12 protein-coding genes are annotated in these 14,083 nt (G+C 71.6%); 4 read left to right on the plus strand and 8 right to left on the minus strand.

The window, feature by feature from the left end:
* Positions 1-253 precede the first annotated feature (253 nt).
* The gene (locus BJ992_RS00570) at positions 254-919 is read left to right on the plus strand and encodes a VC0807 family protein (protein WP_184977990.1); all 666 of its coding nucleotides are present in this window, start codon (positions 254-256) and stop codon (positions 917-919) included.
* Here BJ992_RS00570 and BJ992_RS00575 read toward each other — a convergent pair.
* Entirely contained in the window at positions 916-1,410 is a 495-nt protein-coding gene (locus tag BJ992_RS00575; protein WP_184977991.1) for a winged helix-turn-helix transcriptional regulator, read from the minus strand. The two genes, BJ992_RS00570 and BJ992_RS00575, sit on opposite strands and share 4 nt — an antisense overlap.
* Before the next feature lie 91 nt (positions 1,411-1,501).
* On the opposite strand from BJ992_RS00575, the gene BJ992_RS00580 reads away from it, so the two are divergent.
* Entirely contained in the window at positions 1,502-2,026 is a 525-nt protein-coding gene (locus tag BJ992_RS00580) for a GNAT family N-acetyltransferase (RefSeq protein WP_184977992.1), read from the plus strand.
* Positions 2,027-2,131: 105 nt separating this feature from the next.
* Positions 2,132-2,722 carry a TetR family transcriptional regulator gene (locus BJ992_RS00585; protein WP_184977993.1) on the plus strand — a complete coding sequence of 197 codons (591 nt, stop codon included), beginning with the start codon at positions 2,132-2,134 and terminating at the stop codon, positions 2,720-2,722.
* A gap of 4 nt (positions 2,723-2,726) precedes the next feature.
* Here the strand turns inward: BJ992_RS00585 and BJ992_RS00590 are convergent, their stop codons facing one another.
* Together BJ992_RS00590 and BJ992_RS00595 are read right to left on the minus strand one after the other, a co-directional pair.
* Positions 2,727-3,050: a hypothetical protein gene (locus tag BJ992_RS00590; RefSeq protein ID WP_184977995.1), complete on the minus strand. Its 324-nt coding sequence runs from the start codon at positions 3,048-3,050 to the stop codon at positions 2,727-2,729.
* Between the two features lie 424 nt (positions 3,051-3,474).
* Positions 3,475-6,546, minus strand: coding sequence for an AfsR/SARP family transcriptional regulator (locus BJ992_RS00595; RefSeq protein WP_184977997.1), 3,072 nt, complete (start codon positions 6,544-6,546; stop codon positions 3,475-3,477).
* 464 nt (positions 6,547-7,010) lie between these two features.
* Between BJ992_RS00595 and BJ992_RS00600 the strand changes: the two genes are divergently transcribed.
* Complete coding sequence (locus BJ992_RS00600) at positions 7,011-7,493, plus strand: hypothetical protein (protein ID WP_184977999.1); 483 nt, start codon at positions 7,011-7,013, stop codon at positions 7,491-7,493.
* A 183-nt stretch (positions 7,494-7,676) separates the two neighbouring features.
* Here BJ992_RS00600 and BJ992_RS00605 read toward each other — a convergent pair whose 3' ends face one another.
* From BJ992_RS00605 to BJ992_RS00625, 5 genes are all read right to left on the minus strand, one after another.
* On the minus strand, positions 7,677-8,321 hold the full coding sequence (locus BJ992_RS00605) for a GNAT family N-acetyltransferase (protein WP_184978001.1): 645 nt from the start codon (positions 8,319-8,321) through the stop codon (positions 7,677-7,679).
* A 192-nt stretch (positions 8,322-8,513) separates the two neighbouring features.
* Positions 8,514-8,900 (minus strand): SCO5389 family protein, encoded by a 387-nt coding sequence (locus BJ992_RS00610; RefSeq protein ID WP_184978003.1) that lies wholly within the window; start codon positions 8,898-8,900, stop codon positions 8,514-8,516.
* A gap of 113 nt (positions 8,901-9,013) precedes the next feature.
* Positions 9,014-9,967, minus strand: a complete 954-nt coding sequence (locus tag BJ992_RS00615) for an ATP-binding protein (protein WP_184978004.1) — start codon at positions 9,965-9,967, stop codon at positions 9,014-9,016.
* Positions 9,968-10,171: 204 nt separating this feature from the next.
* The gene (locus tag BJ992_RS00620; protein WP_184978006.1) at positions 10,172-11,647 is read right to left on the minus strand and encodes a serine/threonine-protein kinase; all 1,476 of its coding nucleotides are present in this window, start codon (positions 11,645-11,647) and stop codon (positions 10,172-10,174) included.
* Between the two features lie 130 nt (positions 11,648-11,777).
* Positions 11,778-14,081 (minus strand): glycoside hydrolase family 95 protein, encoded by a 2,304-nt coding sequence (locus BJ992_RS00625; protein WP_184978007.1) that lies wholly within the window; start codon positions 14,079-14,081, stop codon positions 11,778-11,780.
* Positions 14,082-14,083 lie beyond the last annotated feature (2 nt).

The raw sequence follows: 14,083 nt of genomic DNA on the forward strand, positions 1-14,083 counted from the left end.
TCTCAGCCTAGGCAGGACCACCGCCGGTCCGTGACACGGCCACCGGCGGCGCGGATCGGTCGCCGGTGGCCGCCGCGAGTTCCGGAGCGCGACGGGGCCCGGCACGCGTCGTCCGGGAGCGGTCCAAGATCTTTGCGAACGGGTCGCGGCGAACGGGACCATGACGTACCGTCATTGAGGCTTCGTCCCCCAGAGGCCCCTGTTTCACTCCCCGGCACCCCGCCGGTCCGCCCCTCCGGGAGCCCCCGCAACGATGACCCTCACCTCCCTCGTGCCTCTTCCCGGTACGCGGCACGTCGAACTGCCCCGGCTGTCGGTGCTCGTACGGCACGCGGTGCCGCGCGTGCTGGAAGCCATGATCCTTCCGGTGGTGGTGTTCTACGCGGGGCTGCTGGTCGCCGGGGTCACCGGCGGGCTGGTCATGGCGGTCGCGTGGGTGTACGGCGGGGCCGCGCTGCGGCTGGCACGCCGTGAGACGGTGCCGGGCACGGTGCTGCTCGCGATGCTGGCGATCACGGCCAGGGTCGCGCTCGCGCTGATCACCGGCGACCTGGTCGTCTACTTCCTCCAGCCGACGCTCGGCGTCTTCTGCGCGGGCTTCGCCTTCCTGACCACCGCGGGTGCGAGGCGTCCCCTGATCGAGCGGGTGACCACCGATCTCGTGCCGCTGCCGGGCCATCTGGTCGGCCATCCGCGCATGCGCCGCCTGTTCGTCCACCTGTCGGTGTTGTGGGGGGCCGCGCAGTTCGTCAACGGCACGCTGAGCCTCTGGCTGCTTTTCAGCGAGCCCATCAAGACCTATCTCATCGTCCGCACCGCCGCGGTGGCCGTGCTGATGCTCGCCGCGGCCCTCGTCACGCTGTTCGCGTTCCGCCGGGTGCTGAACGCCGTGCAGCGCGAGCAGGCCCTGGCGGGTTAGCCGGCCAGCCGCCGCGCGCCGGGACCGGGTCGCGGGGTGACCTCGCGGGGTGAGGGCACCTCATGGCCCTCCTCGCACACGAGCCGGCCGCTGATCGGCGCGCCGCAGTCGCGGTGGGTGAGGATCACCGGGGGGCCTTCGGGGTCGGCGAGGTAGCGGTCGCCCCAGTGCATGAGGCTCACCATGATCGGATAGAGGTCGCGGCCCTTCTGCGTGAGGCGGTACTCGTCACGGCGGCGGCTGCCGGGCTCTCGGTAGGGGACCTTGCTGAGCAGGCCCTCGTCCACGAGCCTGGCCAGCCTGGCGCTGAGCACCTGACGCGGGGCCCCGGTGCTCGCCTGCATGTCCGCGAAGCGGCGGACGCCGCTGAAGGCCTCACGCAGCACGAGGAAGGTCCACTTCTCGCCGACGACGGCGAGGGTGCGCTCGATCGAGCAGTTCTCCACTCGGAAGACGTCACGCTCGGGCATGGACGAATCGTAGGTCGTCATGTTCCTCCTCCCCAACCGTGCTTCACCACCCTGCCTCCGATCGTGCTAAGTCTAGTTGACAGACTCAGGTCGGGTCCGGGACCCTGAGTCCATGCTGGGAACTCAGGTGCGGTACCAGGGTGTGTTACCCCCTCCGGTCGCCACGCAGGCGCCGGTCGTCGAGATCCGTCCGGTGCGCATGGACGACGAGGAACGGGTCGCCGTCTTCATGGCGGGCCTGTCACCCCACACGCTCACCCGCCGCTTCTTCACCGGATGCAGCCGTCCGGACCGCAGGCTGGTCCGCGCGCTGATCGCCGCCGGTGACCGCAGGGACGTGCTGCTCGCCGTGGACGGCGAGGAGCGCGTGCTCGGTCACGCCATGGGCTTCCTGCGTGACGGCACCACCGAGATCGCCGTCATGGTGGCCGACGAGTGGCAGGGCCGAGGCGTCGGCTCCCGCCTGGTGCGCGCGCTGCTGCGCAGGGCCGTCGCGAACGGCGCGCGCGAGGTCGGCATGGACGTGATGGGGGACAACCGCAGGGTGCTCGCCATGATCAAGCGGCACTGGCCCGGGGCCCGCATGCGCGTCGAGGCCGGCACTGTGGAGGTCACCGCGCTCATCGGCCCGCTCTGAGCCGGACGCGAGCTGTTCTCACGTGACCGCTCTGGAGGCCGGTAGAATGGGGGCGCCTCCAGCGCGGTTTGCAGAACAAGGTTCTGTTGAGTCACCATTGACTTCGTGAAGAGCCCGAAGAACGGCCGCGACGGCCGCACCCGCATCATCGAGGGAGCGCTGCGCCGGTTCAGCCAGGACGGCGTGTCGGCCACCACCCTCGCGAGCCTGCGCCAGGAGAGCGGCGTGAGCGTCGGCAGCTTCTACCACCACTTCACCAGCAAGGAACACGTCTTCGGGGTCCTCTACGCCGAGATCCAGAGCATGTACCAGCGGGCCTTCATCGACGAGCTGCGTCGGCACGAGAGCGCGCGCGACGGCATCGAGGCGATCGTGGCCATGCACATGGCGTGGTGCGGCAAGCACCCCGAGCGGGCCCGCATCCTGATCAGCGAACGGCCGCCGCGCCGCGAGGAGCCCGGCGGCCCCGAGGTCGCCGAGGCGCGGCGCGCGTTCTTCCGTGAGGTGGCCGACTGGTGGCGTCCCCACATGAAGGACGGCGTGCTGCGGCCGGTCGCCCCCACGATGTGCTACGTGCTGTGGCTCGGCTCGGCCACAGAGATGTGCCGCCTGTGGTTCTCCGGCGCGCACCAGCCGACGCCGGAGGAGATCCAGGGCCTCTGCCAGGCGGCCTGGACCAGCCTGCGCGTGCCCTGACCCGTTACGTACGCGACGGCGAGCGGTGCGCGAGCCGGTTCAGCCGGGTGTGCACGTGCCAGACGTCCTTGTCCAGGCAGATGTCGAGCCGCAGGTCCTGGCGCTGGCGGCGCAGGCCCGGCACCTGGAAGCGGTCCTGCACGTCGAACCGGCCACGCCGGGGGTAGCCGAAGCCCAGCGCGTCCGGTAGGACGCGTAAATCATCCCGGTTGCCGCATCGGGGACATGTCCACGCGACCAGATCCATGCCGCGGTTGTAGTCGTGGCAGGCGAGGAAGAACTCGTCGGGCCGGAACCGGGACTCGCACGCGAAACACGGGATCAGCATCGATCCGCTCCTAGGACCATCTCGGGGCGGGCTTTTACGCTCCTTTGATATCGGTACCCACTTGACTCGTGCTTGCGAACCGCTTATCCCACCCGGCACCCCAGCTATGTCCGGCTGACCTGGGTGGACAGTCCCGTTTATCCTGCGTTGATCCGTCGTTGAGCAGGGCCGGGGACCCTCGGATGCAGGCACGGAGATTGGGGGTTCGAGATCCGTGCCATGTCCCGGCCGGTCGTCATCGTCAGGCGGCCCGGCCGCCGCGAGGTCGCCATCCGGTAGGCACCGGGCCCCCTGGCACCCCGCGGCGGCTGACGGCCGGCCGGGCACCTGATCGAGCCCCGTTCGGCGAAAAGGGACGCCATAGATGATCAATCATGTGTGGATGACACGCATCGACGACGAGCCCGGCTGGGACGTACAGGACCTAATCGCTGACCTGGTCCAGCTTCAGCAGAGCGCGCAGGTCGGCGGCCTCGGGGGAACCGAGCCGCGTGAAGATCTCCAGTGCGCGCCGCAGGCAGTCGCCGCTGCGCCGGACGCTGCCGGTGCCGGCGAGGGCCCGGCCTAACACCGTCAGCGACAGCGCCTCGCCGTACGGGTGGCCGATCTCCCTGCTCAGGGTGAGCGCCTGCTCCGCGTGCCGCACCGCGTCCCTGAACCGCTCCGCCGCGATGAACGTCTCGGCGAGCCGGCAGCAGACCCGCTGCTCCCACACCTTCTGCCCGCCGGCCCGGAAGAAGTCCAGGCATTCGGCGTGGTGCACCACGGCCTCGGTGAGCCGGCCGACACGGGTGAGCACGATGCCGAGGTGGTAGCGGGCCCGCGCCATGCCGGCGCCGCTGCCGAGCTCGGTGAAGATGGCGAGGCCGCGCTCCGCGGCGGCGATGGCGGCCTCCGGGTGGCCGAGCGCCAGGTGGTCGCGCGCCGAGTAGCTCGCCACCAGAGCCTCACCGGCCGCGGCCCCGATCTCCTTGTACGCGCGCAGCGCCGCGTCGAACCAGGTCAGCGCCTCCTCATGCCGCCGGGCCCGGCCGGAGACCACGGCGAGCCCGTTGAGCAGCTCGCCGGTGACGATGCGGTCGCCGGTGACCGTCGCGAGCTCCAGCGCCGCCTGGAACTGCTCCGCGGCGCCGGCGAGACGGTTCCCGCCGAACATCACGCGTCCGAGCACATACCGGCAGCGCAGTTCACTCGCGCGGTCCCCGACGCGCTCGGCGGCACTGAGAACGGCACCGGTACGCGCCACGAACTCCCGGACGTACGCCCCCGACTCCAGCAGCGGCTCCATGGCGAGCAGCAGGTCGGCGGCCGGCAGCAGTTCCTCGGGGGTCGCGCCGGACTCCGCGGTCTGCCCGATGGCGGCGAACAGCGTCTCGGCCTCCACGGTCAGCCACGCGATGGCCTCGGCCGCACCGGAGAAGCCACGGCCGGTACCGGGGACGGCCACCAGATGGTCGGCGATGACGCTGCCCTCGTAGGCGAGGCGGTGCGCCGCCTGCGCGGACGCGAGGTAGAAACCGAGGAGCCTGCGCAGCGCGAGCGCACCGGCGGCAGGGTCCTCGGTGGCCTCGGCCTGGCGCCTGGCGAACAGTTTCAGCAGGTCGTGGAAGCGGTACCGGCCAGGCGCCGGGGCTTCGAGCAGGCTGACGTCGACCAGGGACTCCAGCATGTCCTCGGTCTCCATCGGGCTCAGCGTCAGCACACCCGCGGCGGCGAGCAGCGAGATGTCCGGGCCGTTCGGCAGGGACAGCAGCCGGAACGCGCGGGCCTGGCCCGGGTCGAGATGGCCGTACCCGAGCGCGAACGTGGCGTCCACGGCGAGGTGGCCGATGCGCATCTCGTCGAGACGGCGGCGCTCGTCGGCGAGCCGCGGCACGAGCGAGGCGACCGTCCAGGCCGGCCGCGCCGCGAGCCGCGCGGCCACGATGCGCACCGCCAGCGGGAGGAAACCGCAGACGGCGACGACGTCCATGGCCGCGGCGCGCTCCACCGCGATCCGCTCGGGACCCGCGACCGCCGAGAACAGGCCGAGCGCCTCCTCGGGCTCCATGACCTCCAGGTCCAGCAGGCGGGCCGACGGCAGGTCGGCGAGCTTGACCCGGCTGGTGATGACCGCGGCACAGCCCGCGGTGCCCGGCAACAGGTGCTCCACCTGCTCGGCGTCCCTGGCGTTGTCCAGCAGCACGAGCATGGAACGGTCGGCGAGCAGCGAGCGGAACAACGCGGCACGCTCGGCGAGGCCGTCGGGGATGACGTCCACCGGGAGGCCGAGCGCGCGCAGGAACGCGGCAAGCACCGACTCCGGAGCGGTGGGCTCCTCGGTGTATCCGCGCAGGTCGGCGTAGAGCTGGCCGTCGGGGAACACCTCGTGCACCGAGTGCGCGACGTGGACGGCGAGCGCGGTCTTCCCCACACCTCCGATGCCGGACACCGCGACGACCGGCATGCCTTCGCTCCCCGTGGCACTGGTCAGCAAGGTGCGCAGCCGGTTGACCGCCTCCTTGCGGCCGGTGAAGTCGTTCACGGCGGCCGGAAGCTGCGCCGGCCGCGGCAGCTCCTGCACCGGCTCGTCGCCGTCCTCGGCGGCGGTCGTGTCGCGAGGAGGCGCGGCCTGGCGCACGGGGGGACGCACGGGGGGACGGGGACGCTCCGGTGTGTCGCTCGCGGCGGGGCCCGAGCGCGTGGCGCGGGACGGCGCGGCGGCGGTCCAGGCGAGGCCGGGGTCGGCCGACAGCACGCGCTGGTGCAGCGCGGCGAGCTCGTGGCCGGGGTCGATGCCGAGCTCGTCGACCAGGGCCCTGCGCGTGTCGGAGAACACCGCGAGCGCGTCGGCCTGCCGGCCGCAGCGGTAGTAGGCGAGCATGAGCTGGCCGCGCAGGCGCTCACGCAGCGGATGCTCGGCGGTGAGCGCGATCAGCTCCGGGATGACGTCGGCGTGCCGGCCGAGGCGGAGGTCCAGCTCCATCAGCGTCTCGACCACGCCGATACGGCGCTCGACGAGCCTGTCACGCTGGTTATCGATGTACGGCCCGACGGCGCCGGCCAGCGGCTCACCCGTCCACAGCGCGAGCGCCTCGCGGAGCGTCTCCGCGGCGCCGGCGTGGTCGCCGTCCCGGCGCGAGTTCTCCGCGGCGGTGACGCGACGCTCGAAGACGCCGAGGTCGAGCACACCAGGAGGCAGGCGTAAGGCGTAGCCGCGTCCGACGGAGGTGAGCAGCTCGGGACGGGTGCGAGGCGAACGACCCGGTTCCAGCACGGCGCGCAGCCGGGAGACGTACGTGCGGAGCGCGCCGAGCGCGCGCGGCGGCGCGTCATGGCCCCACACCGCGTCGATCATCTCGACCGGGGTGACCGCACGGCCCTCACGCAGCAGCAACATGGCGAGGATGGAGCGTTGCAGCGGGGTGCCGAGCTCGAGTTCCAGACCGTCCCGCCACGCCTGCACGGGACCGAGCACGGCGAAACGCAGGCCGGCCTCGCCGTATTGACCAGCCATAGCTCGTGTTCTCCACCCCTGCGACCCTGTTCGCGTAGGAAATAATAGATCCCCCGGGGCATTCTCCCTATGCGCGGCCCGTCTCGTTAATCCGCGCGTTGATTTCACGTCAATCTCCCGTTGAATTCCCCCACCCATCCTGGGACCACGGTCGAGCGCGACCCCACGACGCGGGGGCGGCCGCGCACGGCTGCCGGCCACCCCGCCGGGTCCGCGGAAAACCGGGCCCGGCGGACCGGCGCTTCCCCCGGGAATCCGGCGGCAGGCCTTCACCACGAGCGGCGAGCGGCACCCGGGCATGCCCGTCCCGGTGCCCGGACCTGGTAATTCCCGTCCGGCTCAAGCGCCTTGCAGGGAGACATAAGGACGTTGTAAGTGCATTGCAGGCGGTCGGATTTATCACTGAGTCACAGCGAAAGCCCCGGGGGGGAAGACACCGGGGGCCTCATCTCAGGAGAACCACCATGAACCGCTCCATCCGCAACATCCTCGGTCTCGCCGCCGCGTCCGCGATCATCGCGGTGGGTGTCCCCGCAGTGGCGGCCTCGGCCTCCGCGGCCACCGCGCCGGCGAGCAGCACCAGCTTCGACTTCGACGACCACTGGGGTTCCTACTACTCCAAGTGGTGGAACCACTCCTCCCGCGCCAAGGCCAAGGGTCAGGTCTGGGAGGACCACGACGGTGACATCCACGTCTCCGGCAAGCTGTACGACAAGAGCACCCCGTGGTGGCTGTGCGGCTACGTGCAGGTCAAGTTCGAGAACGAGGACGGCGACGAGTCGACCTACTGGGCCAAGAAGTGCGGGTCCAGCGGCTACCGGTCCTTCCACTTCTCCGAGAGCGACGTCGACAGCGCGCAGGTCCGGGTCTGCTACTGGAACGAGCACCAGGACAAGAAGCAGTACTGCGGCCGGTGGAACTACGTGTTCGAGGCCGACGAGGAGTAAACCAGGTGCGGCTGCGCGCCGACGGGGATCCAGGTGCCGGTAGGGGACGGACCTGGGTGACCGGGGGGATTCGGGGACGCGGGGACAGCCGCGGGGGACCAGAAGGGCCCGCCCGGACGCCGAAGAGGCGACCGGGCGGGCCGTCGCGGTTGTATGGCGGTCACGCGGCGGCGACGGGTCCTCTCATGCCGCCTGCGCGAGGCCGAGCCTCGCGTGCATCCGTTCTCGGACGGCCGGCCATTCCGAGCTCAGGATCGAGTAGTACGCGGTGTCGCGGACCGTGTCGTCGGCGCCTCGGCTGTCCGCCCGCCGCACACCGTCGAGATGCGCGCCGAGAGCCTCGATGGCGGCCCGGGACCGGTGGTTGCGTACGTCGGCCTTCAGTGTGACGCGGTGGACCTGCCAGGTCTCGAAGGCGTGCGAGAGCATGAGGAACTTGCTCTCACGGTTCACACCGGTGCCCTGCGCGGACGCGCCGAGCCAGGTGTAACCGATGTCGGCCACGGACGGGACCTCTCCCACGACGCCGCGCGTCCCCGGAGGCCACGGCAGGGGACCCTGCCAGTACTCGAGGTTCATGAGACGGGTGGATCCGACCACTCGGTCGGTGTGCAGCCACCTGATGGCGAAGGGCAACGTGCGTCCCTCCGCCTGCTCAGCCAGAGCGGCCCCGATGTACGAGGCCATCTCGTCCCGGCCTGTGGGAACCCGAGTGAAGGAGTAGGTGGAACGGTCCTCACTCGACGCGGCGACCAGGTCGTCCAGTGCCGCGAGGCTGAGCGGTTCCAGGCGCACGGAGCGTCCGGACAGGGTGACGAAAGCGGGCATGAGCAAATGATGGGGGGTGGGCCCCTTACGCCGCGTCAAATGTCACGCGACATCTTGGTGAGCGCTCGGAAACGCGGCGGTCATCTCGCGTACGCCGGTCGCCTTCGCGCTTCGAGTGTCGTCCGCGCAGGTGGGACGGGCCTGCCGCCGGGTCCTGGCGCGGGCCGGATCCGGCGGCAGGGCCGGTTGCGCTCAGCAGTCGATCAGGCCGGGACGCTGGTTGAGTATCTGCGCGCGAGCGGTGACGAACTCACCGAGCGCCTTCTCCGCCGTGGGGTCGAAGACGGCGACACGGTGGCAGTTCTGGAAGGCGAGCCGTACGCCGAAGTGACGCTCCAGTGCGCCGCGCATCGCGTCACTGGCCAGGCAGCGCAGCAGCTGGCCGCGGGCCGCCTCGTCCGGTGGCGGCGTCTCGTTGTCGGCGAACTCGGCCCCGCTCTCCTCGCGCCGCCGGACCAGGCCGGTGATCAGCGACCAGGCGTACGGCAGGGAGTCGCGGACGCAGGCCACGAAGGCCTCGTCGTCGACGTCGCCCGCACGCGCCTGGTCGAGGAGCTCGTTGGGAACGGTCAGCGACATGCTTGGTTCTCCTCTCGCAAGGGGACGGATCCGACGCTAGGCGCGGCGCCGGGCTTACTCCATGTGGCGTGACGGCGACAGTCGTGACTGAGGCCCCCGCGTGCTCGCGTGGTTCAGGCGACCACGGCGGTGCGCTCGCCGTAGACGAACTCCGGGTCGATCTGGCGCAGCAGGTCCTCGCCGGTGGCGCGGTTGGCCCACGCCTTGGCGTTGCGGGTGTGGAACTCGGCGGTCTGGCGGCCGAACTTGGCCCAGTCCTTGCCTTGTGTGCGCACCCGGGCCAGGAGCACCGAGAGCGCCTCCCGGTTGGCGGGCTCCAGGTCGTCGAGGGTGAAAGCGCGGCCCTGCTCCATGGCGCGTACGGCGGGGGAGTGCTCCATGCAGACCAGCAGGTCGTCTCCCACCTGGTCGCGCAGGAACGCGACGTCGGCCGGGGAGTGGACCTTGTTGCCGACGACCGCGATCGGCACGTCGAAGTCGCGTGCGTGGTCGCGGTACTGGCGGTACACGCTCACCCCCTGGCGGGTCGGCTCGGCGACCAGGAAGGTCATGTCGAACCGCGTGAACAGCCCCGAGGCGAACGAGTCGCCTCCCGCGGTCATGTCGACCACCGCGTACTCGTCCGGCCCGTCGACCAGGTGGTTCAGGAAGAGCTCGACCGCGCCGACCTTGGAGTGGTAGCACGCGACGCCGAGATCGTCCTCACTGAACGGGCCGGTGACCATGAGGCGCATGCCGTCGACAGGCACCGAGTGCCGCTCGGTGAAGTAGGGGTCGTCCAGGGTCACCAGCCGTGAGCCCCGGCCCGGCGGTGTGGTCTTCACCATGGACGCCGCCGAGGCGATGCGGGGGTTGTCACCCCGCAGATAGTCCTTGATCTCGGTCAGGTGAGCGCCGAGTGGCGCCGGCAGGTCACCCGGCGCGAGCCCCAGCACCATGCCGAGGTGCTGGTTGATGTCGGCGTCGATCACCACCACCGGGTCACCCTGGCGCGCGGTGTGCCTGGCGAAGAGCGACGACAGGGTGGTCTTGCCGCTGCCGCCCTTGCCGACGAAGGCAACTCTCATGAAGCCGATCCCATCTGATAACGAAAACCATTGCAAGTACCGTGGACGACATCATGCCACGGCGGCGACGGTTCCTCACGCGGGAACGACGGTTTTTACCCAGGTCAGCCCGGTGACCCGGACGATGGGGACAGGCCGGGCACATTGCGGCGTCACGGACCCGCGGCGGTTCCCCGCGAGTCACGTGCGAGGGACACGGCCGGGTCAGGCGGGGGGCTGGGGTGGCCGGTAGTACGCGAAGACGGCCTTCCGGGTGGAGGCGAGGTGGCGCCACTCCGAGCGGGTGGTGGTCCAGGTGATGACGCTCGCGCGGGTGCCGGTGACGATCAGGCGCTGGGTCTCGTGGTAGGCCACGCCTTTGACGGCCCAGCTGTGGTAGCCGGGGCCGGTCCAGGTGCTCTCCCACTCGGCGGTCAGGTCTTTCCTGCCGCGCACCTTCTCCAGGCGGACGCGGTGGTAGTCGCGGACCTCCGACGACAGGGCCGTCTCGGTCTCGCGCAGCAGGGCCATGGGGTCCCTGCCGTCGAGGTCGAGGACCGAGAGGCTGAGGTAGGCGGTGCCTTCCGGCTCCGACCAGGTGAAGGTGTCGTCCTTGGTGACCAGGCGCCAGCCGCGTGGCACGCCGGCCCGCCAGCCGTCCCCCTCGTGCCACTTCAGCCGCAGCCGGTCCGCGGCCGGGGACGGCGAGGCGGACGGTGTGACGAGCGGCGCGGCGGTGCCGGGGGTCCCCGGGGTGACGGGATGCGCGGTCGCGGCGGCGTCGGGCCGCAGTACGGCCCAGCCGCCGACGGCGCCGGCCAGCACCGCGGCGGCGATCACCACGGTCAGCAGTCGCGCGCGGCCGGTGCGCTCAGGCGGGGACGCGGGTGGCGCGGGGGAGGTGATGGCGTCGAGCAGCCGTTTGGCCTCCTCGGCCCCCATCCGTTTGGCCGGGTCCTTGGCCAGCAGGCCGGTCAGCACGGGCCGCAGTTCCTCGGGGGCCTTGGCCAGCTCGGCGTCCTGGGTGAGGAGTTTGGCGAGCGGCCCCATGTCGCCGTCGAACGGTGGACGGCACATCACCATCGCGAACAGCGTGGCGCCGAGGGACCAGAGATCTCCCGCCGGGGTGGCGGGTGCGCCGTCGGCGCGTTCCGGCGCGAGGAAACCGGGGGAGCCGACGGTGCCGCTGAACTGCGCGCGAGGGTCGCCGAGGCTGGTGGCGATGCCGAAGTCGCTCAGCACCACGCGGCCGTCGTACCCGATGAGGATGTTGGCGGGTTTGACGTCCCGGTGCACCACGTCGGCGGCGTGCGCCACCGACAACGCGGTGAGCACCTCGGACGCGATGGCGGCGGCCCTCGCCACCGACAGGGGGCCCTCGCCGGCGATGACCCGGTCGAGCGAACGGGACGGGACCAGCTCCATGATGATCCACGGTTGGCCGTCGTCCTCGGCCACGTCGAACACACCGACGATGGTGCGGTGGTTGAGCTTGGCCGCCGTGCGTGCCTCGCGCGACGTGCGGTGGATCATGTCGAGCCGCTGCCGGGACCCGATCCCCGGCGGGAAGAGCACTTCCTTGGCCGCGACCGGCCGGTCGAGGAGCGTGTCGTGCCCCTCCCAGACCATGCCCATGCCGCCCTGACCCAGAGCTCGCACCAGCCGGTAGCGCTTGACGATCAGTTGGCCCGGAGTGCCCATCCCAAAATGCCCCTTCGCAGGCTTAGCGAAGATATGCAGCAGATCGGAAGTCTCCCATAATCGACCACTTAGCGCGCTCCAACCGCACAGGAGCGTTTACGTACCGCGAACATGCCTCGCGGTCCGTGGTTCAGACCGGGACGATCGCGTAGGCACCACCCGCCGACGCCTCGAACACCACGGTGTCGTCATCGCACCGCGCGGACGGGGACGGCCCGCCGCGCGCCTCGACCCGGCAGCCGCCGAGGAACGCCACGTTGCGCACCCGGACCTCACCCCCCCGGCCCGAGTCCACGCGCGCCTCGGTCAGCGTGCCGTCCCGCCAGGTGGCCCCCACCGTGTGTCCCCCCCGCGCGCGCAGCCCGTCGAACGAACCGTGCGGCCATGCCGAGGGAAGCGCGGGAAGCACGTCGATCACGCCGCAGTGGCTCTGCAGCAGCATCTCGGCGACACCCGCCGTGGCGCCGAAGTTGCCGTCGATCTGGAACGGCGGATGCGTGCTCAACAGATTCGGCAGCGTGGCCTCGCGCAGGTGACCGGCGAGCAGGCGGTGCGCGCGGTCGCCGTCGAGCAGCCGGGCCCACAGGCAGGCCTTCCAGGCGCGGCTCCAGCCGGGGCCGTCGTCGCCGCGCCACTCCAGCGCCACCCGCGCCGCCTCACCGAGCGGCGTGCACGGCCGGATCCGCCTGCCGGGGTACAACGCGAACAGATGGGACACGTGGCGGTGGGTGTCACGCGGGTCGTCCAGATCGTCGTACCACTCCTGGAGCTGTCCGTGCGCGCCGACACGCAGCCCCTCGTCGAGGCCGCCGAGCGTGCGGAGCGTGCGATAACCCGGGTCGAGGCCGAGCAGGTCGGCCGCCTCCACGGTGTTGGCCAGCAGGTCCCACACGATCTGCTGCGACGCGGCGGCGCCGGCGGTGAACGGCCCGTGCTCCGGCGAGTGGCTCGGCGACACGAGCAGCCGGCCGTCCCGCTCGGTCAGCGTGTCCAGCCAGAAGTCCGCCGTCTCCCGCAGCAGCGGGTAGGCGCGCTCGCGCAGGAAATCGTCGTCCACGCCGAACAGGTGGTGCTCGTACACATGCTGGGTGAGCCACGCCGCGGCCTCGGGGAACCAGAACGACGTCGGCCAGTCGTGCACGCCGGTGAAGCCGAACGGGTTGGTGTTCTGGTGCACCACCCAGCCCGACGCGCCGAACATCGCGCGTGCGGTACGGCGGCCCGGCGCGCGCAACGCCTCGACGAACCGCACCAGCGGCTCGGCGCACTCCGGCAGCGCGGTCACCTCGGCGGGCCAGTAGTTCATCTGCACGTTGACGTTGGTGTGCCAGTCGCAGTTCCACGGCGGCGTCGTGCTGTCGTTCCAGATCCCCTGGAGGTTGGCCGGCAGCGGCGAGTCCTCGCGTGACGAGGCGATGAGCAGGTAGCGGCCGTAGGCGAACAGCAGCTCCTCAAGGGCCCTGTCCCCCGGCCCGCCGGCGCCGTACGCGGCGACGGCGCGATCGGCCGGCAGGGACGCGGCGCCGGCGCCGCCGAGGTCGAGGCGCACCCGGCCGAACAGGCGCCGGTGGTCGGCGACGTGCTCGACACGCAGGTCCTCGTACCCGCTCGCGCTCGCGCGGCCGACCCGCTCGGTGACCTCGTCGTGCGGGTCGGAGCCGCGGTAGCCGGGGTGGACAGGCCCGTAGTCCGTGCCGGCCGACAGCACCAGCGTGACGGCGTCCGCGCCGCGCACCTCGACGGCGTCGTCCAGGTCGCTGCGACGGCCGCGCACGGCCAGCACCTGGACCTGGCACTCGTACACCAGCCCGTTGTCGTCCAGCGACCCGGAGAAGGTCAGCCGTCCGCCGCGCGCCGTGGCGGGCCGCGAGGTCCGCACCGTGAGCCCGATCCGGCCCGGTCGGTCGGCCGCCAGCCGGACCACGACGACGCCGGCGGGGTTGCTCGCGAAGTGTTCACGGGTGAACCGCACGCCGTCCGCCGTGTACTCCACCGTGGCGATCGCGGTGGCGAGGTCCAGCGCGCGGCGGTAGCCGGTGACCTCGCCGGGGACGTCCACGGTCAGCAGCAGGTCGCCGAGCGGCTGGTAGGCGCCGAACCCCGGCACGTGGCCGTCCCCGGCGGCGGGGTTGCCGAGCAGGCCGGCGGCGTCCCGCGGCTCCAGCCGTCCGTCCGCCGCGACGCGCCGCCTGGCCTCGGCGAGCGCGCCGGGCCGGGGCACCGGCCAGTCGCCGCCGCGATACTCGCCGCCGGTCTCCGCCGAGCCGGGGCCGCCGGTCCACAGCGTGCTCTCGTTGAGCGCCAGCCGTTCGTGACCGACCCTGCCGAAGACCATCGCCCCGAGCCTGCCGTTGCCGATCGGCAGGGCCAGCCGTTCCCAGGCTTCGTGTTCCTCGGGCCCGTCCGCGGGACGGTCGTACCACAGGGTCAGCATCT

Source organism: Sphaerisporangium rubeum, assembly GCF_014207705.1.
In the GTDB taxonomy this organism is placed as follows: domain Bacteria; phylum Actinomycetota; class Actinomycetes; order Streptosporangiales; family Streptosporangiaceae; genus Sphaerisporangium; species Sphaerisporangium rubeum.

Coding starts and splice junctions, on each gene's coding strand:
- BJ992_RS00570 (WP_184977990.1), top strand. CDS start 254: ATGACCCTCACCTCCCTCGTGCCTCTTCCCGGTACGCGGCACGTCGAA.
- BJ992_RS00575 (WP_184977991.1), bottom strand. CDS start 1,410: ATGACGACCTACGATTCGTCCATGCCCGAGCGTGACGTCTTCCGAGTG.
- BJ992_RS00580 (WP_184977992.1), top strand. CDS start 1,502: ATGCTGGGAACTCAGGTGCGGTACCAGGGTGTGTTACCCCCTCCGGTC.
- BJ992_RS00590 (WP_184977995.1), bottom strand. CDS start 3,050: ATGCTGATCCCGTGTTTCGCGTGCGAGTCCCGGTTCCGGCCCGACGAG.
- BJ992_RS00595 (WP_184977997.1), bottom strand. CDS start 6,546: ATGGCTGGTCAATACGGCGAGGCCGGCCTGCGTTTCGCCGTGCTCGGT.
- BJ992_RS00600 (WP_184977999.1), top strand. CDS start 7,011: ATGAACCGCTCCATCCGCAACATCCTCGGTCTCGCCGCCGCGTCCGCG.
- BJ992_RS00605 (WP_184978001.1), bottom strand. CDS start 8,321: ATGCCCGCTTTCGTCACCCTGTCCGGACGCTCCGTGCGCCTGGAACCG.
- BJ992_RS00610 (WP_184978003.1), bottom strand. CDS start 8,900: ATGTCGCTGACCGTTCCCAACGAGCTCCTCGACCAGGCGCGTGCGGGC.
- BJ992_RS00615 (WP_184978004.1), bottom strand. CDS start 9,967: ATGAGAGTTGCCTTCGTCGGCAAGGGCGGCAGCGGCAAGACCACCCTG.
- BJ992_RS00620 (WP_184978006.1), bottom strand. CDS start 11,647: ATGGGCACTCCGGGCCAACTGATCGTCAAGCGCTACCGGCTGGTGCGA.
- BJ992_RS00625 (WP_184978007.1), bottom strand. CDS start 14,081: ATGCTGACCCTGTGGTACGACCGTCCCGCGGACGGGCCCGAGGAACAC.